Below are 20971 nucleotides of genomic sequence, written 5' to 3'. Positions count from 1 at the left end.
TCGCGAAACGCGACACGACCCGCCCCTGACAGCGGTCGAGAGAACCTCAGACGTCCTCGTCCTCGGCAGGCTCCGCACCGAGCCCCTTCTCCAGGACTCTGCCCTCTCCGGGCGCCAGCGTGCCGAGGATGCGCTCGAGATCGTCTATCGACGCGAACTCGACGACGATCTTCCCCTTACTCTTGCCGAGGTCGACCTTCACTCGTGTCTCGAACCGGTCCGAGAGCCGGGAGGCGAGATCGCTGAGCGCCGGGGACAGCCGGGCCCCGGCTCGCGGGCCCTTCGGTTTGGGCGTGCTCTTGGGTCCGGAGTTGAGCAGAGTGACGATCTCCTCGACCGCCCGTACCGACAGGCCCTCGGCCACGATGCGATGGGCCAGCCTGTCCTGCTCCTCCGAGTCGTCCACGGAGAGCAGCGCACGCGCGTGCCCCGCGGAGAGAACGCCGGCAGCGACCCTGCGCTGCACGGGCGGTGAGAGCTTGAGGAGTCGCAGCGTGTTGGAGACCTGCGGACGCGAGCGTCCGATGCGGTCGGCCAACTGGTCGTGGGTGCAGTCGAAGTCCTTGAGCAGCTGGTCGTAGGCGGCGGCCTCTTCCAGCGGGTTCAGCTGAGCCCGGTGGAGGTTCTCCAGCAGGGCGTCCAGCAGAAGCTTCTCGTCCTCGGTGTGCCGGACAATCGCGGGGATGCGCTCCAGGCCGGCCTCGCGGCACGCCCTCCAGCGACGCTCGCCCATGATGAGCTCGTAGCGGTCCGTCCCCAACTGCCGTACGACGACGGGCTGGAGCAGGCCGACCTCCTTGATGGAGGTGATCAGCTCGGCGAGAGCGTCCTCGTCGAAGACCTCACGCGGCTGTCGGGGATTGGGGGTGATCGCGCCGAGCGGCACCTCCGCGAAGTGCGCTCCCGCCGGCTCGCTCGGCTGCGGTGCGGCGTCGGCATCCACGGTGGAACCGATCATGTCGGGCGCGGTGGCGGCCGCGGGGAGTGTGGCGACCTTGGCCGCCGCCACCCCACGGTCCGTGGTCAGCACCGGAACCGCTGCCGGAGAGATGGCACCCGCCGAGGGGGGCGCCTGCTGCTCCTGGGGAGCTGCCGGGATCAGCGCACCGAGCCCACGCCCCAATCCTCTACGTCGCTCGCTCACTGGATCCCCTCCGACACATTCTGCTGGTTGTTCTGAGCCGCGTGGGCGTGCTGCGGGTCGTAGTGAACCCCCACGCCGCGAAGCGCGATCTCCCGGGCGGCTTCAAGGTACGACAAGGAGCCGCTGGAACCCGGATCGTAGGTCAGGACCGTCTGCCCGTAGCTCGGGGCCTCCGAGATGCGCACCGACCGGGGGATGCTCGTCCGCAGGACCTCATCCCCGAAGTGGCTGCGCACTTCGTCCGCCACCTGGGAGGCGAGCCGCGTCCGGCCGTCGTACATGGTGAGCAGGATCGTCGAGACGTGAAGCGAGGGATTGAGGTGTCCCCGCACCAGATCGACGTTCCGCAGCAGCTGGCCCAGGCCCTCCAGTGCGTAGTACTCGCACTGGATGGGGATGAGGACCTCCGCACCCGCGACGAGCGCGTTGACGGTCAGGAGTCCGAGCGACGGCGGGCAGTCGATCAGGATGTAGTCCAGCGGCTGCTCGTACGCCTGGATGGCGCGCTGAAGTCTGCTCTCCCGCGCCACCAGCGACACCAGCTCGATCTCCGCACCGGCGAGATCGATGGTGGCGGGAGCGCAGAAGAGTCCTTCGACGTCGGGGACGGGCTGGACCACCTCGGCGAGGGGCTTGCTCTCGACCAGGACGTCATAAATCGAGGGAACTTCCGCATGGTGGTCGATACCCAGCGCCGTGGAGGCGTTGCCCTGAGGATCGAGGTCCACCACCAGAACGCGCGCACCGTGCAGGGCGAGTGAGGCGGCGAGGTTGACCGTGGTCGTGGTCTTCCCTACGCCGCCCTTCTGGTTGGCGACCACCATGACGCGTGTCTGCTCAGGCCGGGGCAGCCCCTCACCGGCACGCCCCAGCGCCTCCACAGCCAGCTGGGCAGCACGGCCGATGGGGGTGTCGTCCATGGGCGGCGGTGTTTCACGTGAAACATCCTCCCCCGGGGACTCGGTACGGGGACCGGGGACCGGATCGGTCATCGGTCCCGCGATGTTGGCGTCGGACCGCAAGGATTCACTCTCCTCGACTTCAGGCTCGCGATGAGGAGAGCCTGCCATGCTTTCGGGGTCGTGAACCAGCGAGGCCCGTGGTTCTGTGGAGGAATCCACCTCTGTGGACAACTCGGTAGCCCGCACGAGGGGCTTGCGCTCCCTCATCGGGGCGGCCGCACGGCCGCGGCTGATGATTCCCTGCAGCAGTGAGCGACGTTTCACGTGAAACACGATGCATGGGCCGCATCACCGAACCGGGACGACACTCCGAAATGCGTACGTATGGAAGCTTTTCTGGCTCAGCGCAATGAGCTCAGCGACGACGCCTGGTTCGGCTCGTCCTTGCGGCCTTCGCACGCTTGGCCGCGAACCTCACACCGCCCGGACTCTCCCCCACCTCGACCCGGACGACGGTGGACAACGGATCGACGATGCCTTCACCGACATGGAGGACCGACGTCTCCACGACACCGAGCTTGCTCAGCGCGGCCCGGGCACTCTGGATCTCCTCCTCGGCAGTGTCGCCCTTGAGAGCGAGCATCTCACCGTAAGGGCGGAGCAGAGGGACGCCCCAGCCGGCCAGCCGGTCCAGCGGTGCCACGGCTCGTGCCGTCACGACGTGCACCGGAGGCACCTTCCCCAGCATCTCCTCGGCCCTACCCCTGACCACAGTCACGTGATCGAGGCCCAGCAGCTCGACGACCTCCTGCAGAAAGTTCGTACGCCGCAGCAAAGGTTCGAGCAGGGTGATCTTGAGGTCCGGCCGGACGAGGGCGAGCGGGATGCCCGGCAGACCGGCGCCCGAGCCGACGTCGCAGACCGTCACCCCCTCCGGCACGACCTCCGAGAGCACAGCGCAGTTCAGCAGGTGACGCTCCCACAAGCGGGGAACCTCACGCGGACCGATCAGGCCACGCTTGACCCCGGCATCCGCGAGCAGCTCCGCATACCGCACGGCCTCCGGAAAAAACTCTCCGAACACCGTCCGCGCCGCCTCGGGCGCCTGGGGAAGCTCCGCTGCCTCCGTCACGGGAACCGTCCTTCCGTACCGCACTGCCGCACAGGGCCGTGGTGCTGACTATCAGGCTGACAAAGATCGGCCCCGCCTGCGAACAGACGGGGCCGAGGGAACACGTGGGTCAGGCAGGGAGTACGACGACGAAGCGCTGGGGCTCCTCGCCCTCGGACTCGCTGCGCAGGCCGGCGGCCGCGACCGCGTCGTGGACGACCTTGCGCTCGAAGGGCGTCATGGGGTCGAGCTTCACCGGCTGGCCGGTGCTCTTGACCTCGCCGGCCGCCTTGGCACCGAGCTCGGCCAGCTCGGTGCGCTTCTTCGCCCGGAATCCGGCGATGTCGAGCATGAGACGGCTGCGGTCACCGGTCTCACGGTGCACGGCCAGGCGCGTCAGCTCCTGGAGGGCCTCGAGGACCTCGCCGTCCCGGCCCACCAGCTTCTGCAGATCCCGGCTGCCCGCGTCGCTGACGATCGAGACCGCGGCGCGGTCCGCCTCGACGTCCATGTCGATGTCACCGTCGAGGTCGGCGATGTCGAGCAGGCCCTCGAGGTAGTCGGCCGCGATCTCCCCTTCCTGCTCGAGGCGGGTCAGGGTGTCGCCACCCTCGGCGGCGGCGGAGATGGTGCCTTCCGTCACGGATGGACTCCTTCTTACTTCTTGGACGACGGGTGCTTGGGGCGCTGCTGGCCCTTGCGCTGGCCGGACTTCGCCTGTCCCGGCTTGGTCTGGCGGGATCCGGTGGCCTTGCCACCGCCGGCCTTGGGCGTGACGCCCTCGGCGGACTCATCCTTTTGCAGCGACGTCTTGGACACGGAGGCAGTCGGGGCTTCGGGGTCCTTGGCCGCACCCACGGTGCCGGCCGCGGACTGACGCCGCGCCTTGCTCTGCCGCTTGGGCTGCTGGCGCCGCTGAGCGGCGCTGCCGCCCTCGGCCTCGGCCACCGCCGTCTCGCTCTTCGTCACGGTGCCGTCCGTCTGGGCGGCCAGGCCGGCCTTGGCCAGCCCGGTGATGAACCGGCGCTCGTTCTCGTTGCGGTCCGTCCCCTTGGCCACGATCGCCTGGACGACCGAGCGCTTGCGGCGCGAGCGGACCTCGCCGTGCGCGACGACACCCTTGAGCAGGCGCTGCAGGTAGTGGTCCTGGGCCTTGCTGCCCGGGGTCGGGTTCTGGTTGATGACGTACATCTGCTGGCCCATGGTCCACACGTTGGTGGTCAGCCAGTAGACGAGGACGCCGACCGGGAAGTTGATGCCCATGACGGCGAAGATCACCGGGAAGATGTACATCAGCATCTTCTGCTGCTGCATGTACGGCGTCTTGACCGTGAGGTCGACGTTCTTCTGCATCAGCTGGCGCTGCGTGTAGAACTGCGACGCCGACATCAGGATGATCATGATCGCGGTGACGATGCGGACGTCCGTCAGGGAGGCGTTGAGCGCCTCGACCTTGGCCGGGTCGTCCATGAACTTCGCGGCGATCGGAGCGCCGAAGATGTGCGCCTCACGCGCACTGTTCACGAGGCCCTGGTTGAGGACACCGATCTCGTCACCCGAGGCGATCTTGCTGAGCACGTGGTACAGAGCGAAGAAGAACGGCGACTGCGCGAGGATGGGCAGGCACGAGGAGAGCGGGTTGGTTCCCGTCTCCTTGTACAGCTTCATCATCTCTTCGGACTGACGCTGTCGGTCGTTCTTGTAGCGCTCCTGGATCGCCTTCATCTTCGGCTGGAGCGCCTGCATGTTCCGCGTCGACTTGATCTGCTTCACGAAGAGCGGGATCAGGCAGATCCGGATGAGGATCACCAGCGACACGATGGACAGTCCCCAGGCCCAGCCCGTGTCCGGGCCGAAGATCGCCCCGTAGAGCTTGTGGAACTGGACGATGATCCACGAGACAGGTGTGGTGATAAAACTGAAGAGACTGGCAATCGTGTCCACTAATCAGGCTCCTTGAGCATTGGGCGAGGTCTCTGCGGCCGGGCTCGGGGTTCCGGGGGCCGACCCCGGGGCAGGCACGTCAGCGGCGGAGTGCCCGCCCTTGCTGCCGCGCAAGGCGTCGCGCAGCATTTCGTGCCACCGTGGGCGCTTGCGCGGTGGCACATGATCCACACCGCCCGGCGACCACGGATTGCACCGCAGGATCCGCCAGGCGGTCAGGGCCGTGCCTTTCACCGCACCGTGCCGGTCGATGGCCGTAAATCCATAGTGGGAACACGACGGGTAATACCTGCAGACAGGTCCCAGCAGCGGGCTGATCGTCCACTGATAGATCTTGATCAGTGCCAGCAGTGGGTACTTCATCGCGCGCCCCCTCCCAGCAGCCGCTGCAGAGCGGCGTCCAGGTCTCGGGCCAGCTGTGCATGGTCGGCGTCGCCCGCACCGGGCAGCGCCCGTACGACCACCAGGCTACCGGGGGGCAGCTCGGAGAGCCGATCGCGCATGAGGTGGCGAAGTCTCCGCTTGACCTTGTTCCGTACGACGGCACCGCCCACGGCCTTGCTCACGACGAAACCCGCACACGTCGGGGGAGCGCTCTCCCCAGGCGCGTGCGGGTCCGTTGCACCGCTGCGTAGATGGACGACGAGAAGCGGGCGTCCGGCCCGGCGTCCTCGGCGTACCGCAGTCGCGAAGTCCTCGCGCCGCCTCAGCCGATTCTCGGTAGGCAGCACGTCATGACCTGTACGCGATCAGGCGGACAGGCGGGCGCGACCCTTGCTGCGGCGGGACGCGAGGATCGCGCGGCCGGCACGGGTACGCATGCGCAGACGGAAACCGTGGGTCTTCGCGCGACGACGGTTGTTCGGCTGGAAGGTGCGCTTGCTCACTCGGGGGCTCCAGAAATGATTCGTTGATGGCGGGACATCGCCTGGCTGTCACCGTGCGCCCACGAGTAGCTCGCGATTACGCCCGAGTGCACCGCTTCACAATCACAGACCGTGATCTTTGCCCATCGGAGGCAGGCGGCAGCAGCCATCGACAACTCGACCTGGTTACGGTACGCGCGGCTACGCCATCCGGTCAAACCAGGTCGACGGCCGTCCCCACTGTGCACAGGCTGTGGACAACAACTTGAACCGCACGGCTCGGCCTGACTACCGTGGCTGAACTCGGATTCCTTTCCTGCCTGTCTTCCCATCCCGTCCCGAGAACCACACATTCGTGGGACCTGTGAGAGAGCGTGCTTCGTGGCTGACGTACCTGCCGATCTTGCCGCAGTGTGGCCACGAGTGCTGGACCAGCTCCTCGACGAGGGCCAGCAGGGCGTCGAGCCCAAGGACAAGCAGTGGATCGAACGCTGCCAGCCCCTCGCCCTCGTCGCCGACACCGCGCTCCTCGCCGTCCCCAATGAATGGGGCAAGCGCGTGCTCGAGGGCCGCCTCGCCCCGCTGATCAGCGAGACCCTGAGCCGTGAGTGCGGCCGCCCCATCCGGATCGCGATCACCGTCGACGACTCCGTGGGCGAGCCGGCCGCTCCCCTGGCACCTCCCGCGCATCAGCAGCAGCCGCGCTACCAGGGACCTCAGCACGACGAGCCCCGCCCGGCCGACACCTACGACGGACCGCGTCAGGGTGGCGACGCCTACGACACCGCGCGCCAGAACGACCCCTACGACGGCGGCTACGGCCACCGGCCGTCCCCCGACGACGGCCTGCCGGACGTGCGCCCGTCGTACCCCGAGTACCAGCAGCAGCGCCCCGAACCCGGCGCCTGGCCGCGCACCCAGGAGGACCTCTCCTGGCAGCAGCCGCGCCTCGGCGGCTTCCAGGAGCGCGACCCGTACGCATCCGCCGCGCCGACCCGGCCCCAGCACGACTACCGGCAGCCGCCCGAGCGCCAGCAGTACGGCCCGCGTCCCGACCGCCAGCTGCCCGAGCCGCAGGGCCCGCACCGCGGCGGCCCGTCGGGCGCCCCCGGACCGCTCGGCGCCAAGCCCGCATCTGCCCCCGGCCCCGGCGAACCGCACGCCCGCCTGAACCCCAAGTACCTCTTCGACACGTTCGTCATCGGCGCGTCCAACCGCTTCGCGCACGCCGCTGCCGTCGCGGTCGCCGAGGCGCCGGCCAAGGCGTACAACCCCCTGTTCATCTATGGGGAGTCGGGGCTCGGCAAGACGCACCTGCTGCACGCCATCGGGCACTACGCGCGCAGCCTCTACCCGGGCACCCGCGTGCGGTACGTGAGCTCCGAGGAGTTCACCAACGAGTTCATCAACTCGATCCGCGACGGCAAGGGCGACACCTTCCGCAAGCGCTACCGCGACGTGGACATCCTGCTGGTCGACGACATCCAGTTCCTCGCGAGCAAGGAGTCGACGCAGGAGGAGTTCTTCCACACCTTCAACACGCTGCACAACGCCAACAAGCAGATCGTGCTGTCCTCGGACCGGCCGCCCAAGCAGCTGATGACCCTGGAGGACCGGCTGCGGAACCGCTTCGAGTGGGGCCTGACGACGGACGTCCAGCCGCCGGAGCTGGAGACCCGTATCGCGATCCTGCGCAAGAAGGCCGTACAGGAGCAGCTCAACGCCCCACCGGAGGTACTGGAGTTCATCGCCTCCCGTATCTCCCGGAACATCCGTGAGCTCGAAGGCGCCCTGATCCGGGTCACGGCGTTCGCCTCGCTCAACCGGCAGCCGGTGGACCTCGGTCTCACCGAGATCGTGCTCAAGGACCTGATCCCCGGCGGCGAGGACGCCGCTCCCGAGATCACCGCGACCGCGATCATGGCGGCCACGGCCGACTACTTCGGCCTCACGGTCGAGGACCTGTGCGGATCGTCCCGCAGCCGCGTGCTGGTGACGGCACGCCAGATCGCGATGTACCTGTGCAGGGAGCTCACGGATCTGTCCCTGCCGAAGATCGGTGCGCAGTTCGGCGGGCGTGACCATACGACCGTGATGCATGCGGACCGCAAGATCCGGGCGCTGATGGCGGAGCGGCGGTCGATCTACAACCAGGTCACCGAGCTCACCAACCGCATCAAGAACGGCTGACGCGGCCGCCGGCACAGACCGAGAAGGCGCCCACGGGACGAGATCCCCGGGGCGCCTTCGGCGTTCCAGGCCTCTCCCCGGCGCCTTTCGGCGCCCCCAGAGCCTCTCCCCGACCCGTCGGGCCCGCTCGGCCGCCCGCCGTGACGTCCTGCCCCGGGCCCCCTGTGTTCGAATACGTGCCGACCGGTGCCCGTTCTCCACAGCTGGGGGGGCGATCTTCCGTCCACAGCCTGGGGACCGGGAAGTTGTCCAGATACGGTCCACAGGAGAGCCTTCTGGAGGCGCTGTAGGACCAGCTCAACAGGGTGTGGATTTGTGGCCGGGCGGCCTCCACAGTCTGTGGACAGCCGAATCGTCCACAGACCTTGATCCACGTTGTCCACCGGCAGCCCACAGGGACGGCCTCGTTGCCCACAGCTTTTCCCCACCCTGTCCACTGTTCGGCAACGGAACACCCCCGCTCACCGGGTCGAGTGAAAGGCATCACACCAAGGAGGCCGGTTGGGCTGTGGGGAACGTGGGTAAAGCTGGGGACGGCACTGGGGAGAAGTCCCCGGGGGCTGTGCATCGGGTGTGCAGAACTTTCCCGTGTCCACAGAAGCACCCGGTTGTCCACCGGTCCCGCCCACAGGCGCAGTGGACAAAAAACCGGCCCTGACCTGCGCAGAAGGCGTTATCCACGGTTTCCACAGGCCCTACTACTACTCCCACTCAGAGTTACCGGGGAATTCGCTTGGAAGACGGGCCTGTGCACAACTCGAGCCCGGAGCGCCCGGTACCTCTTGGCGCGACTTGACCCCGACCCGCACCAGCTGTCGGCGCCGTGCGTCAGACTGGTCTCCGGCATCAAGCCGACGACGAAGGCCAGCAGGGCGAGCCAGCAACAGCAGGAGGCGGTTCCGGTGAAGATCCGGGTGGAGCGCGATGTACTCGCGGAGGCGGTGGCCTGGGTGGCCCGAAGCCTCCCGGCCCGTCCGCCGGCGCCCGTACTCGCAGGCCTTCTTCTGAAGGCGGAGGACGGCGCTCTCAGCTTCTCCAGCTTCGACTACGAGGTCTCGGCCCGCGTCTCGGTGGAGGCCGAGATCGACGAGGACGGCACTGTGCTCGTCTCCGGCCGTCTGCTCGCCGACATCTGCCGCGCCCTGCCCAACCGGCCGGTGGAGATTTCCACAGACGGTGTACGGGCGACCGTGGTCTGCGGTTCCTCGCGGTTCACCCTCCACACCCTGCCTGTGGAGGAGTACCCGGCACTGCCGCAGATGCCGACCGCGACCGGCACCGTGCCCGGCGAGGTCTTCGCCTCCGCCGCCGCCCAGGTCGCCATCGCCGCCGGCCGCGACGACACCCTTCCCGTCCTGACCGGTGTGCGGATCGAGATCGAGGGCGACACCGTCACCCTGGCCTCCACCGACCGCTACCGCTTCGCGGTCCGGGAGTTCCTGTGGAAGCCCGAGAGCCCCGACGCCTCCGCGGTGGCCCTGGTGCCCGCCAAGACGCTGCTCGACACCGCCAAGGCGCTGACCAGCGGTGACACGGTCACGCTGGCGCTGTCCGGCTCGGGTGCCGGTGAGGGGCTGATCGGTTTCGAGGGCGCCGGGCGGCGGACGACGACCCGTCTGCTCGAAGGCGACCTGCCGAAGTACCGCACACTGTTCCCGACCGAGTTCAACTCGGTGGCCGTCATCGAGACCGCGCCGTTCGTCGAGGCCGTCAAGCGTGTCGCCCTGGTCGCCGAGCGGAACACCCCGGTGCGCCTCAGCTTCGAGCAGGGCGTGCTGATCCTGGAGGCCGGCTCCAGCGACGACGCACAGGCTGTGGAGCGGGTGGACGCGCAGCTGGAAGGCGACGACATCTCGATCGCCTTCAACCCGACCTTCCTGCTGGACGGCCTGAGCGCGATCGACTCCCCGGTCGCCCAGCTGTCCTTCACCACCTCCACCAAGCCGGCGCTGCTGAGCGGCAAGCCGGCCGTGGACGCGGAGGCGGACGAGGCGTACAAGTACCTGATCATGCCGGTCCGCCTGAGCGGCTGATCAGCGGCTTTTGAGCGCCTGACCCCACAGGTGTGCACCCGCGTCCGGGCGTAGTCTCGGACGCGGGTAGGAAACGGCACACAACGATTGAGGAATCTCTGATGGAGCTCGGTCTCGTCGGCCTCGGCAAGATGGGCGGCAACATGCGCGAGCGCATTCGCCGCGCAGGCCACACCGTCATCGGCTACGACCGCAACCCGGACCTCGCGGATGTCCACAGCCTCGAAGAGCTGGTGAGCAAGCTCAAGGGCCCGCGCGTCGTCTGGGTCATGGTCCCGGCGGGTGCCGCGACCCAGTCCACGATCGACGAGCTGGCGGAGCTGCTGTCCCCCGGCGACATCGTCGTCGACGGCGGCAACTCCCGCTGGACCGACGACGAGAGGCACGCCGTCGAGCTGGGCATCAAGGGCATCGGCTTCGTCGACTGCGGCGTCTCCGGCGGTGTCTGGGGCCTGGAGAACGGCTACGCGCTGATGTACGGCGGCGACGCCGAACACGTGGCGAAGGTCCAGCCGATCTTCGACGCGCTCAAGCCCGAGGGCGAGTTCGGCTCCGTCCACGCGGGCAAGGTCGGTGCCGGTCACTTCGCCAAGATGGTCCACAACGGCATCGAGTACGCCATGATGCAGGCCTACGCCGAGGGCTGGGAGCTGCTGGAGAAGGTCGACTCCGTCACCGATGTGCGCGAGGTCTTCCGCTCCTGGCAGGAGGGCACGGTCATCCGTTCCTGGCTGCTCGACCTCGCGGTCAACGCGCTGGACGAGGACGAGCACCTGGAGAAGCTGCGCGGTTTCGCGCAGGACTCCGGCGAGGGCCGCTGGACCGTCGAGGCCGCGATCGACAACGCCGTGCCGCTGCCGGCGATCACCGCGTCGCTGTTCGCACGGTTCGCGTCCCGCCAGGACGACTCCCCGCAGATGAAGATGATCGCCGCGCTGCGCAACCAGTTCGGCGGCCACGCGGTGGAGAGCAAGAAGTAATCCACAGGCCGTGCACCGCGGTGCACGGTCACGCCGGGGGAAGGTCGGCGCCACACCATGCACGTCACGCATCTGTCGCTGGCCGACTTCCGCTCGTACGCCCGGGTCGAGGTCCCTCTCGATCCGGGCGTCACCGCTTTCGTGGGGGCGAACGGCCAGGGCAAGACCAACCTCGTCGAGGCCGTCGGCTATCTGGCGACGCTGTCCAGCCACCGGGTGTCCTCGGATGCGCCGTTGGTGCGGATGGGTGCCGACCGGGCGGTGATCCGCGCCGCCGTCACCCAGGGCGAGCGCTCCCAGCTGGTCGAGCTCGAACTCAACCCCGGCAAGGCGAACCGCGCCCGTATCAACAGGTCCTCGCAGGTCAGGCCGCGTGACGTGCTCGGGATCGTACGCACGGTCCTGTTCGCGCCCGAGGACCTCGCACTGGTCAAGGGCGATCCCGGTGAGCGCCGGCGCTTCCTCGACGAGCTGGTCACGGCCCGATCGCCCCGCATGGCCGGGGTGCGCTCGGACTACGAACGGGTGCTCAAGCAGCGCAACACCCTGCTGAAGTCGGCCGCGATGGCCCGCCGGTACGGCGGGCGTTCGGGGGCGACTCCCGCGACGAAGTCCGCGGGGGCGGACATGTCCACGCTGGACGTATGGGACCAGCACCTGGCGCGGGCCGGCGCCGAGCTGCTGGCCCGGCGGCTCGACCTGATCACCGCTCTGCAGCCGCTGACGGACAAGGCGTACGAGGCACTTGCCCCGGGCGGCGGCCCGATCGCCCTGGAGTACCGTTCCTCCTCCGGTCCCGCGGGCGCCGAGCACGCCGGGCCCGTGACCCGTGAGGAGCTGTACGAGCAGCTGATGGGGGCGCTGGCCGACGTCCGCAAGCAGGAGATCGAGCGGGGCGTGACCCTGGTCGGCCCACACCGTGACGACCTGCTGCTCAAGCTGGGGCAGCTGCCGGCGAAGGGATACGCGAGCCACGGCGAGTGCTGGTCGTACGCGCTGGCGCTGCGGCTGGCCTCCTACGACCTGCTGCGTGCCGAGGGCAACGAGCCGGTGCTCGTGCTCGACGACGTGTTCGCCGAGCTGGACGCGCGCCGCCGGGAACGCCTCGCGGAGCTGGTGGCCCCCGGCGAGCAGGTGCTGGTGACGGCCGCGGTGGACGACGACGTCCCGGACGTGCTGGCGGGTGCCCGGTACGCGGTGGCCGACGGGCAGGTGAGGCGCGTATGAGCGAGGACAGGGACCCTTCGACCCCGCGGGTCCCCGAGTCCTCGGGCGTCGACCTGGCACGCGTCGCGCTGCGCGCGGCCAAGGAGCAGGCGAAGGCCAAGGGCGCGGCCGCGCAGCAGAAGAAGCAGGCCAGGCGCGGTGGCGGGCTGCGCTCGGGTGCGCGGGCGGACGGCCGCGACCCGCTGCCGCTGGGCGCGGCGATCAACCGGCTGATCACCGAGCGCGGCTGGGAGACCCCGGCCGCGGTGGGCGGTGTGATGGGCCGCTGGCCGCAGATCGTCGGCGAGGACCTGGCCAAGCACTGCGTACCGCTGCGCTACGACGAGGACCCGGACGAGCGCGTGCTGACGGTCCAGTGCGACTCCACGGCATGGGCGACGCAGCTGCGGCTGCTGGCTCCGCGGCTGGTGGCGCGGCTGAACGAGGACCTCGGGCACGGCACGGTCCGCGTGATCAAGGTGCTCGGGCCCGGCGGGCCGCAGCGCCGCTTCGGCCCGCTGCGGGCGCCGGGGAGCACGGGCCCGGGGGACACGTACGGCTGATCAGGCCCGGCCGCGCGGCTCTGCGACGGGGGAAAACGGCCGGTACGTCTGAGGCGTCCCTCACGGTAGCCGGAGGTTGACAGCCCGAAGCTCTCAAAGCCGGTGTGAGCCTCTTGGAGCCCCGTCCCGCATATGGGGAGTCGGACGGAGGCGGTTCAGGGCGGCACATGCGGACTCAGCTACCGGCAAACCCCCATTCGTGTCGCCGGTACCGGTAGACTGGTGGACAATCCCGCGTCTCTCGCGGGACACGTCGACTAGATGCCGAACGACGCAGCCGGTCCCGCTAGCCCGGAGAGCGGCTTGTGCTGTGCCAGAAAGGGCGCTTCGTGGCCGATTCCGGCAACCCCAACGAGAACACCCTGTCCACTGCCGCCGGTGGGAACGGCGAGGCAAGCTCCTCGTACGACGCCAGCGCGATCACCGTCCTCGAGGGTCTGGACGCGGTCCGCAAGCGCCCCGGCATGTACATCGGCTCGACCGGCGAGCGTGGCCTGCACCACATGGTGCAGGAGGTCGTCGACAACTCGGTCGACGAGGCCCTGGCCGGGCACGCGGACACCATCGACGTCACGATCCTCGCCGACGGCGGGGTCCAGGTGGTGGACAACGGACGCGGTATCCCCGTCGACATCCATCCCGTCGAGAAGAAGCCGGCCGTCGAGGTCGTCCTGACCGTGCTGCACGCCGGCGGCAAGTTCGGCGGCGGCGGGTACGCCGTCTCCGGCGGTCTGCACGGTGTCGGTGTGTCCGTCGTCAACGCGCTGTCGACCAAGGTCTCGGTCGACATCAAGCGCGACGGCTACCGCTGGACACAGGAGTACAAGCAGGGAGTGCCCACCGCGCCCCTCGCCAAGCACGAGGCCGTCGAGGACTCCGGCACCACGGTCACGTTCTGGGCCGACCCGGACGTCTTCGAGACGACCGACTACTCCTTCGAGACGCTGTCGCGGCGCTTCCAGGAGATGGCCTTCCTCAACAAGGGCCTGACGATCACGCTGACCGACGAGCGCGAGTCCGCGAAGGCGACCATGGGCGCCGACGACGCGGACGCCTCCGCCGAGACGGTCGAGGAGCAGCCGGCCCGCACCGTGAAGTACTACTACGAAGGCGGCATCGTCGACTTCGTCAAGTACCTCAACAGCCGCAAGGGCGAGCTCATCCACCCCACGGTCATCGACGTCGAGGCCGAGGACAAGGAGCGGATGCTCTCGGTCGAGATCGCGATGCAGTGGAACTCGCAGTACACGGAGGGTGTCTACTCCTTCGCGAACACGATCCACACGCACGAGGGCGGTACCCACGAGGAGGGCTTCCGGGCCGCTCTGACGGGCCTGGTCAACCGGTACGCGCGCGACAGGAAGCTGCTGCGCGACAAGGACGACAACCTCTCCGGCGAGGACGTGCGCGAGGGTCTGACCGCCATCATCTCGGTCAAGCTCGGCGAGCCGCAGTTCGAGGGCCAGACCAAGACCAAGCTGGGCAACACCGAGGCGAAGACCTTCGTGCAGAAGGTCGTCCACGAGCACCTGACCGACTGGTTCGACCGCAACCCGAACGAGGCCGCGGACATCGTCCGCAAGGCGATCCAGGCGGCCACCGCCCGGGTGGCGGCCCGCAAGGCGCGCGATCTGACCCGCCGCAAGGGCCTGCTGGAGTCGGCGTCGCTGCCGGGCAAGCTGAGCGACTGCCAGTCCAACGACCCCACCAAGTGCGAGATCTTCATCGTCGAGGGCGACTCCGCCGGCGGCTCGGCCAAGTCCGGCCGCAACCCGATGTACCAGGCCATCCTGCCCATCCGCGGCAAGATCCTGAACGTGGAGAAGGCGCGGATCGACAAGATCCTGCAGAACACCGAGGTCCAGGCGCTGATCTCGGCCTTCGGCACCGGTGTCCACGAGGACTTCGACATCGAGAAGCTCCGCTATCACAAGATCATCCTGATGGCGGACGCCGACGTCGACGGTCAGCACATCAACACCCTGCTGCTGACGTTCCTGTTCCGCTTCATGCGGCCGCTGGTCGAGGCCGGCCACGTCTTTCTCTCCCGCCCCCCGCTGTACAAGATCAAGTGGGGCCGGGACGACTTCGAGTACGCGTATTCGGACCGCGAGCGCGACGCCCTGGTCGAGCTCGGCAAGCAGGCCGGCAAGCGCATCAAGGAGGACTCGATCCAGCGCTTCAAGGGTCTTGGCGAGATGAACGCCGAGGAGCTGCGCGTCACCACCATGGACCAGGAGCACCGTGTGCTCGGCCAGGTCACGCTGGACGACGCGGCGCAGGCGGACGACCTGTTCTCGGTGCTCATGGGCGAGGACGTGGAGGCGCGGCGCTCGTTCATCCAGCGCAACGCCAAGGACGTCCGCTTCCTCGACATCTGAGTCGGTCTCAGCTGAGTACCGCACGAAAGGACTGAAGACCAGCAATGGCCGACGAGAACACTCCTGTCACCACCGAAGAGGAAGAGCCTCTCGCCCTGCGTGTCGAGCCCGTCGGGCTCGAGACGGAGATGCAGCGCTCCTACCTCGACTACGCGATGTCCGTCATCGTCTCGCGCGCGCTGCCGGACGTGCGGGACGGGCTCAAGCCCGTCCACCGCCGCGTGCTGTACGCGATGTACGACGGCGGTTACCGCCCCGAGAAGGGCTTCTACAAGTGCGCCCGTGTCGTCGGTGACGTCATGGGCACGTACCACCCGCACGGCGACACCTCGATCTACGACGCCCTGGTCCGCCTGGCCCAGCCGTGGTCGATGCGCATGCCGCTGGTGGACTCCAACGGCAACTTCGGTTCCCCGGGCAACGACCCGGCCGCGGCCATGCGGTACACCGAGTGCAAGATGATGCCGCTGGCCATGGAGATGCTCCGGGACATCGACGAGGAGACCGTCGACTTCCAGGACAACTACGACGGCCGCAACCAGGAGCCGACGGTCCTGCCGGCGCGCTTCCCGAACCTGCTGATCAACGGCAGCGCCGGTATCGCCGTCGGTATGGCCACCAACATCCCGCCGCACAACCTGCGCGAGGTCGCGGCCGGCGCCCAGTGGGCGCTGGAGCACCCGGAGGCCACGCACGAGGAGCTGCTCGACGCCCTGATCGAGCGGATCAAGGGCCCGGACTTCCCGACCGGCGCCCTGGTCGTCGGCCGCAAGGGCATCGAGGAGGCGTACCGCACCGGTCGCGGCTCCATCACGATGCGCGCGGTCGTCGAGGTCGAGGAGATCCAGAACCGCCAGTGCCTGGTGGTCACGGAGCTTCCGTACCAGGTCAACCCGGACAACCTCGCGCAGAAGATCGCCGACCTCGTGAAGGACGGCAAGATCGGCGGCATCGCCGACGTCCGTGACGAGACGTCCTCGCGCACCGGTCAGCGTCTGGTCATCGTGCTGAAGCGCGACGCGGTCGCCAAGGTCGTGCTGAACAACCTGTACAAGCACACCGACCTGCAGACGAACTTCGGTGCCAACATGCTCGCCCTCGTCGACGGCGTGCCGCGCACGCTGTCCCTGGACGCGTTCATCCGCCACTGGGTGACGCACCAGATCGAGGTCATCGTCCGGCGCACCAGGTTCCGCCTCCGCAAGGCCGAGGAGCGGGCGCACATCCTGCGCGGTCTGCTCAAGGCGCTCGACGCGATCGACGAGGTCATCGCGCTGATCCGGCGCAGCGACACCGTCGAGGTGGCGCGCGAGGGACTGATGGGCCTGCTGGAGATCGACGAGATCCAGGCCAACGCGATCCTCGAGATGCAGCTGCGCCGGCTCGCCGCCCTGGAGCGCCAGAAGATCATCCAGGAGCACGACGAACTCCAGGCGAAGATCAACGAGTACAACGCGATCCTCGCCTCGCCGGAGAAGCAGCGCGCGATCATCAGCGAGGAACTGGCCGCGCTGGTCGAGAAGTTCGGTGACGACCGCCGGTCCAAGCTGGTGCCCTTCGACGGCGACATGTCCATCGAGGACCTGATCGCCGAGGAGGACATCGTCGTCACGATCACGCGTGGCGGCTATGTGAAGCGCACGAAGACCGACGACTACCGCTCGCAGAAGCGCGGCGGCAAGGGCGTGCGCGGCACGAAGCTGAAGGAAGACGACATCGTCGACCACTTCTTCGTCTCCACCACGCACCACTGGCTGCTGTTCTTCACCAACAAGGGCCGGGTCTACCGGGCCAAGGCCTACGAGCTGCCGGACGCCGGCCGGGACGCGCGCGGTCAGCACGTCGCCAACCTGCTGGCCTTCCAGCCGGACGAGCAGATCGCCGAGATCCTCGCGATCCGCGACTACGAGGCCGCGCCGTACCTGGTGCTCGCCACCAAGGCCGGTCTGGTGAAGAAGACGTCGCTGAAGGACTACGACTCCCCGCGTTCCGGCGGTGTCATCGCGATCAACCTCCGGGAGACCGAGAGCGGCGCCGACGACGAGCTGATCGGTGCCGAGCTGGTGTCCGCCGAGGACGATCTGCTGCTCATCAGCAAGAAGGCGCAGTCAATCCGGTTCACCGCGACGGACGAGGCGCTCCGCCCGATGGGACGCGCGACCTCCGGTGTCAAGGGCATGAGTTTCCGCGAAGGCGACGAACTGCTCTCGATGAATGTGGTCCGGCCCGGTACGTTCGTGTTCACTGCCACCGACGGCGGGTACGCGAAGCGGACCGCCGTCGACGAGTACCGTGTCCAGGGCCGCGGCGGCCTCGGAATCAAGGCCGCGAAGATCGTGGAGGACCGCGGTTCGCTCGTCGGCGCGCTGGTGGTCGAGGAGACCGACGAGATCCTCGCCATCACCCTGGGTGGCGGCGTTATTCGTACGCGAGTCAATGAAGTCAGGGAGACGGGCCGTGACACCATGGGCGTCCAACTGATCAACCTGGGCAAGCGCGATGCCGTCGTCGGGATCGCTCGCAACGCCGAGGCAGGTCGCGAGGCCGAAGAGATCGACGGGACCGAGGCGGACGGCGACGAGCCGGCCGAGTCGGCAGCCGAGGGCACTCCGTCCTCGGCAGGGGAGCACGAGGAGTAGAGCGTGAGTGGAGCCACGGGCGCCGGAGCGGCCGCTTCCGGAGCGAACGGTGCCCGTGGCCCTGCCGCGGACTCCCAGGGGGCCACAGTGACGGACACCCGGGGGCCTCAGCCCCCGCACCAGACGTACGGCGGCGAGCAGCCCGCTCCCGTCCAGCCAGGGCAGGCGTACCACCCGCCGCAGGCGTATCCCTCGCCGGGCGGCACCCAGGGCGGCCAGGCCGCTTCCGCGGTGCGCCGGCCGCGTACGGGTGCCAGTACGACACCGCGTACGCGCAAGGCGCGGCTGCGGGTGGCGAAGGCCGACCCGTGGTCGGTGATGAAGGTCAGCTTCCTGCTCTCCATCGCCCTGGGCATCTGCACCGTGGTCGCGGCCGCGGTGCTGTGGATGGTCATGGACGCGATGGGCGTCTTCTCGACGGTCGGCGGGACGATCAGCGAGGCCACCGGCTCCAACGAGAGCAACGGCTTCGACCTCCAGTCGTTCCTGTCGCTGCCGCGCGTGCTGATCTTCACCTCGGTCATCGCGGTGATCGATGTGGTGCTCGCCACAGCGCTGGCCACCCTCGGCGCCTTCATCTACAACCTCTCCGCCGGATTTGTGGGCGGTGTGGAGCTCACGCTCGCCGAGGACGAGTAGCGCCGGAGCCGGGTTCCCGGAATCCGATTTTGGCGCTGCACCGCGTGTGCGCTAATCTTCAGAGGTCAGCGCGCAGCGCGGAGGGGCTATAGCTCAGTTGGTTAGAGCGCATCCCTGATAAGGATGAGGCCACAGGTTCAAATCCTGTTAGCCCCACCAGTGCAAGGGCCCCCAGCCGGGAACGGCTGGGGGCCTTTGTCGTCGGCCCCGGTTGAGGCGGGCGGGGTCTCGGCGGCGGACCGGTAGGTCACCGATCGGTATCGGTCGGTGTGTATAGTCGGGCGCCAGAAGTCCTCATACGTCAAGGAAAGACGAGGTCGCGCGGTGAAGAAGCTTCTCCTGGTCGCACTGGCCGCCATCGGCGGGCTCCTCGTGTACCGCCAGATCCAGGCGGATCGCGCCGAGCAGGATCTGTGGACGGAGGCGACCGACTCCGTGCCCGCAGGTTCGGGTGTGTGAGACCCAGTCCTTGGATCGCGGGCCCCGGTCGCGGAAGCGGCCGGGGCTTCGTGCTGTCCGGGGTCAACACCGCGAGGGCAGTTGACTGCGTTCCGTTGAGTGGCCGTGACGCAGCGTCGTTGGATTCACCTCCGTAAATCACTGACGTGCGAGAGCAAATGGGAGGCGGGGAGGGGGAAGTGCGGTACGGGCGAACAGCGGGACAAGAAGGGGTGATTCGCCCGCGCGCGCAGACAGCGCGGGCGCCGACGAGGCAGGATGGTCCGGCGTCGCGATCGCCGCGGCAGCGGGCGGCGGCGCCGTCCTGATCGCGGCCGCGGCGCTCGTCCTGCCGCGGCGCAGGACCGCGGCGGCCACCGGCCCGTCCGGTTGGCCGAGCCCGGCGGCGGATCGTCGGACTCATCGACCACAGGGAGAAGCGCGTGAAGAGGCAGCGCGGCAGGGGCCGGGTGACGCTGGCCGCGATGGCGGCGATGTGCGCCGTGGCGGCGCTGCCGGGGCAGGCGCGGGCGGCGGGCGAACCGAGCCCGTACACCTTCGACGACGAGGCGAAGCGCGTCCAGGGCACGCCCGTGAACAGCAACGGCCCGGAACTGACCGCCGGTTCGACGTACCGGGACAGCATCAAGCCGGGTGAGAAGCGCTACTACCGGATCGACCTGGACGCCACGTCCAACGCCTACGTCTCGGCGGTGGCCGTCCCCGAGCATGGGAGGAAGGTCGCCTACGCCGACAAGCTCGCGGTCAGCATCGAGGACCGGTCGGGCTCCGAGTGCAGCGACGGCGAGGCCGACTTCGGATCGGCGCTGTATGCCCGCCCGGTCGCCGACTACGCGACGCGGCGGATCGAGAGGGACAGAAGCAGCTGCCAGGAGGCGGGTGCCTACTACGTCCTCCTGGAGCGTACGAGCGATGCCGCGTCGGGGTCGGAGCCGTGGGACGTGGAGATCCGTTTCGTCTCCGAGCCCGAGCTGAAGGAGGCCGAGCCCACGGCGGCACCGGAGAGCTGGGAGTCTGCCTCCCCCGCGGCACCGGGCGGCGGTCCGCAGAAGCGGGCGGGAGGCGCCGGCTTCCACGACGCCACCAGCCTCGAACAAGGCGAGTGGCAGGACGCGATCGCACCGGGGCAGACGCTCTTCTACCGGGTGCCGGTCGACTGGGGGCAGCAGCTGTTCGTCAGCGCCGACCTCGGCAACAGCCCCGAGGGCGACAGCCTGCAGGGCGTCGGCAACGCCCTGGCGGTGGCCCTGCACAACCCGGCCCGCGGGCTCGTGGACGAGGAGAGCAGCGTCTACTACGACGGCAAGCAGAAGTCCATGGCCCTGGACCCCCTGCCGCCGGTGGCCTACGAGAACCGCTACGACTCCGACAGCAGCGTGGCCGCCATGCGGTTCGCCGGTTGGTACTACCTCTCCGTCACGCTGAGCCCGGAGATGGCCAAGGCGTTCAGCGAGAAGCCGATGCCGCTGACGCTGCGCGTGAACGTGACCGGTCAAGCCGAGGCGGGGCCTGCCTACGACGGTCCGGCGGGCGACTTCCAGGTCACCGACGACGACCGGGCCGCCGCGGACAGCGGCAAGAACGCTGACGCCGCGGAGAAGAGCGGCACGATGGTGGTCGTCGCCGCGGCGGGTATCGGCGCGGGAACTGTCCTGGTGCTGGGGCTCGGCGCATGGACCCTGCTCGCACGGCGGCGGGGCGGGGCCGCGCAGGGCCCGGCCTCCGTCCCGGCCCAAGGACAGGCGCCGGCCGCGCATCAGGCCCACGCGGCCCGGGCGCAGGACCCGCCGGCAGCCGCGTACGGCCCGGCGACCGGATACGGCTACCCACCCGCGCAGTCGCCGCAGCCCCCGCAGGGCCGGCCGGGACAGGGCCACGGGTACGGGCAGTACGGACCGCCCCCCGGCCGGTAGG

The 20971-nt window shown here is 68.9% G+C and carries 18 protein-coding genes and 1 tRNA gene; 11 read left to right on the top strand and 8 right to left on the bottom strand.

The features are described from left to right. Nucleotides 1-46: 46 nt before the first annotated feature. From ACLB9X_RS12780 to rpmH, 8 genes are all read right to left on the bottom strand, one after another. Nucleotides 47-1144, bottom strand: a complete 1098-nt coding sequence (locus tag ACLB9X_RS12780; protein WP_410360411.1) for a ParB/RepB/Spo0J family partition protein — start codon at nt 1142-1144, stop codon at nt 47-49. Continuing rightward, on the bottom strand, nt 1141-2214 hold the full coding sequence (locus ACLB9X_RS12775) for a ParA family protein (protein ID WP_410360410.1): 1074 nt from the start codon (nt 2212-2214) through the stop codon (nt 1141-1143). Before ACLB9X_RS12775 ends, ACLB9X_RS12780 begins: the two co-directional genes overlap by 4 nt. A 247-nt stretch (nt 2215-2461) precedes the next feature. After that, nucleotides 2462-3178: a 16S rRNA (guanine(527)-N(7))-methyltransferase RsmG gene (rsmG, locus tag ACLB9X_RS12770; RefSeq protein ID WP_410360409.1), complete on the bottom strand. Its 717-nt coding sequence runs from the start codon at nt 3176-3178 to the stop codon at nt 2462-2464. Nucleotides 3179-3287: 109 nt separating this feature from the next. Continuing rightward, nucleotides 3288-3800, bottom strand: a complete 513-nt coding sequence (locus ACLB9X_RS12765; RefSeq protein WP_410360408.1) for a protein jag — start codon at nt 3798-3800, stop codon at nt 3288-3290. A 14-nt stretch (nt 3801-3814) separates the two neighbouring features. After that, the gene (gene yidC, locus ACLB9X_RS12760; RefSeq protein WP_410360407.1) at nt 3815-5101 is read right to left on the bottom strand and encodes a membrane protein insertase YidC; all 1287 of its coding nucleotides are present in this window, start codon (nt 5099-5101) and stop codon (nt 3815-3817) included. 3 nt (nt 5102-5104) lie between these two features. Then, a complete protein-coding gene (gene yidD / locus ACLB9X_RS12755) occupies nt 5105-5464 on the bottom strand; it encodes a membrane protein insertion efficiency factor YidD (RefSeq protein WP_177149323.1) in 360 nt (119 codons plus the stop codon). Continuing rightward, entirely contained in the window at nt 5461-5832 is a 372-nt protein-coding gene (gene rnpA, locus ACLB9X_RS12750) for a ribonuclease P protein component (RefSeq protein WP_392324512.1), read from the bottom strand. The genes yidD and rnpA overlap by 4 nt, the downstream gene beginning before the upstream one ends. An 18-nt stretch (nt 5833-5850) precedes the next feature. Then, nucleotides 5851-5988 (bottom strand): 50S ribosomal protein L34, encoded by a 138-nt coding sequence (gene rpmH / locus ACLB9X_RS12745; protein WP_003956500.1) that lies wholly within the window; start codon nt 5986-5988, stop codon nt 5851-5853. 360 nt (nt 5989-6348) lie between these two features. Between rpmH and dnaA the strand changes: the two genes are divergently transcribed. From dnaA to ACLB9X_RS12690, 11 genes are all read left to right on the top strand, one after another. Then, nucleotides 6349-8157, top strand: a complete 1809-nt coding sequence (gene dnaA / locus ACLB9X_RS12740; RefSeq protein WP_410360406.1) for a chromosomal replication initiator protein DnaA — start codon at nt 6349-6351, stop codon at nt 8155-8157. A 902-nt stretch (nt 8158-9059) separates the two neighbouring features. Next, nucleotides 9060-10190 (top strand): DNA polymerase III subunit beta, encoded by a 1131-nt coding sequence (gene dnaN, locus ACLB9X_RS12735; protein WP_177149470.1) that lies wholly within the window; start codon nt 9060-9062, stop codon nt 10188-10190. An 86-nt stretch (nt 10191-10276) separates the two neighbouring features. Continuing rightward, complete coding sequence (gnd, locus tag ACLB9X_RS12730; RefSeq protein ID WP_410360540.1) at nt 10277-11170, top strand: phosphogluconate dehydrogenase (NAD(+)-dependent, decarboxylating); 894 nt, start codon at nt 10277-10279, stop codon at nt 11168-11170. 57 nt (nt 11171-11227) lie between these two features. Further along, nucleotides 11228-12397: a DNA replication/repair protein RecF gene (gene recF / locus ACLB9X_RS12725; RefSeq protein WP_410360405.1), complete on the top strand. Its 1170-nt coding sequence runs from the start codon at nt 11228-11230 to the stop codon at nt 12395-12397. Continuing rightward, on the top strand, nt 12394-12939 hold the full coding sequence (locus ACLB9X_RS12720; protein WP_410360404.1) for a DUF721 domain-containing protein: 546 nt from the start codon (nt 12394-12396) through the stop codon (nt 12937-12939). Before recF ends, ACLB9X_RS12720 begins: the two co-directional genes overlap by 4 nt. A 305-nt stretch (nt 12940-13244) precedes the next feature. Then, entirely contained in the window at nt 13245-15320 is a 2076-nt protein-coding gene (gyrB, locus tag ACLB9X_RS12715; protein ID WP_410360403.1) for a DNA topoisomerase (ATP-hydrolyzing) subunit B, read from the top strand. A 44-nt stretch (nt 15321-15364) separates the two neighbouring features. After that, nucleotides 15365-17959, top strand: a complete 2595-nt coding sequence (gyrA, locus tag ACLB9X_RS12710; protein ID WP_410360402.1) for a DNA gyrase subunit A — start codon at nt 15365-15367, stop codon at nt 17957-17959. A gap of 3 nt (nt 17960-17962) precedes the next feature. Beyond that, complete coding sequence (locus ACLB9X_RS12705; protein ID WP_410360401.1) at nt 17963-18598, top strand: DUF3566 domain-containing protein; 636 nt, start codon at nt 17963-17965, stop codon at nt 18596-18598. An 82-nt stretch (nt 18599-18680) separates the two neighbouring features. Further along, a tRNA-Ile gene (locus tag ACLB9X_RS12700) sits at nt 18681-18757 on the top strand. A gap of 165 nt (nt 18758-18922) precedes the next feature. Beyond that, a complete protein-coding gene (locus tag ACLB9X_RS12695) occupies nt 18923-19057 on the top strand; it encodes a DLW-39 family protein (protein WP_003958712.1) in 135 nt (44 codons plus the stop codon). A gap of 422 nt (nt 19058-19479) precedes the next feature. Further along, entirely contained in the window at nt 19480-20970 is a 1491-nt protein-coding gene (locus ACLB9X_RS12690; protein ID WP_410360400.1) for a hypothetical protein, read from the top strand. Nucleotide 20971: the final 1 nt, after the last annotated feature.

The sequence above is a fragment of the Streptomyces sp. 5K101 genome (assembly GCF_046506645.1).
Taxonomy (GTDB): Bacteria; Actinomycetota; Actinomycetes; order Streptomycetales; family Streptomycetaceae; genus Streptomyces.
This window is presented reverse-complemented; position numbering and strand designations above follow the sequence as displayed.

What these genes read in the sequence shown, in the direction of transcription:
- ACLB9X_RS12720 (WP_410360404.1), top strand. Translation starts at nt 12,394, where the DNA reads ATGAGCGAGGACAGGGACCCTTCGACCCCGCGGGTCCCCGAGTCCTCG.
- ACLB9X_RS12775 (WP_410360410.1), bottom strand. Translation starts at nt 2,214, where the DNA reads ATGGCAGGCTCTCCTCATCGCGAGCCTGAAGTCGAGGAGAGTGAATCC.
- gyrA (WP_410360402.1), top strand. Translation starts at nt 15,365, where the DNA reads ATGGCCGACGAGAACACTCCTGTCACCACCGAAGAGGAAGAGCCTCTC.
- recF (WP_410360405.1), top strand. Translation starts at nt 11,228, where the DNA reads ATGCACGTCACGCATCTGTCGCTGGCCGACTTCCGCTCGTACGCCCGG.
- yidD (WP_177149323.1), bottom strand. Translation starts at nt 5,464, where the DNA reads ATGAAGTACCCACTGCTGGCACTGATCAAGATCTATCAGTGGACGATC.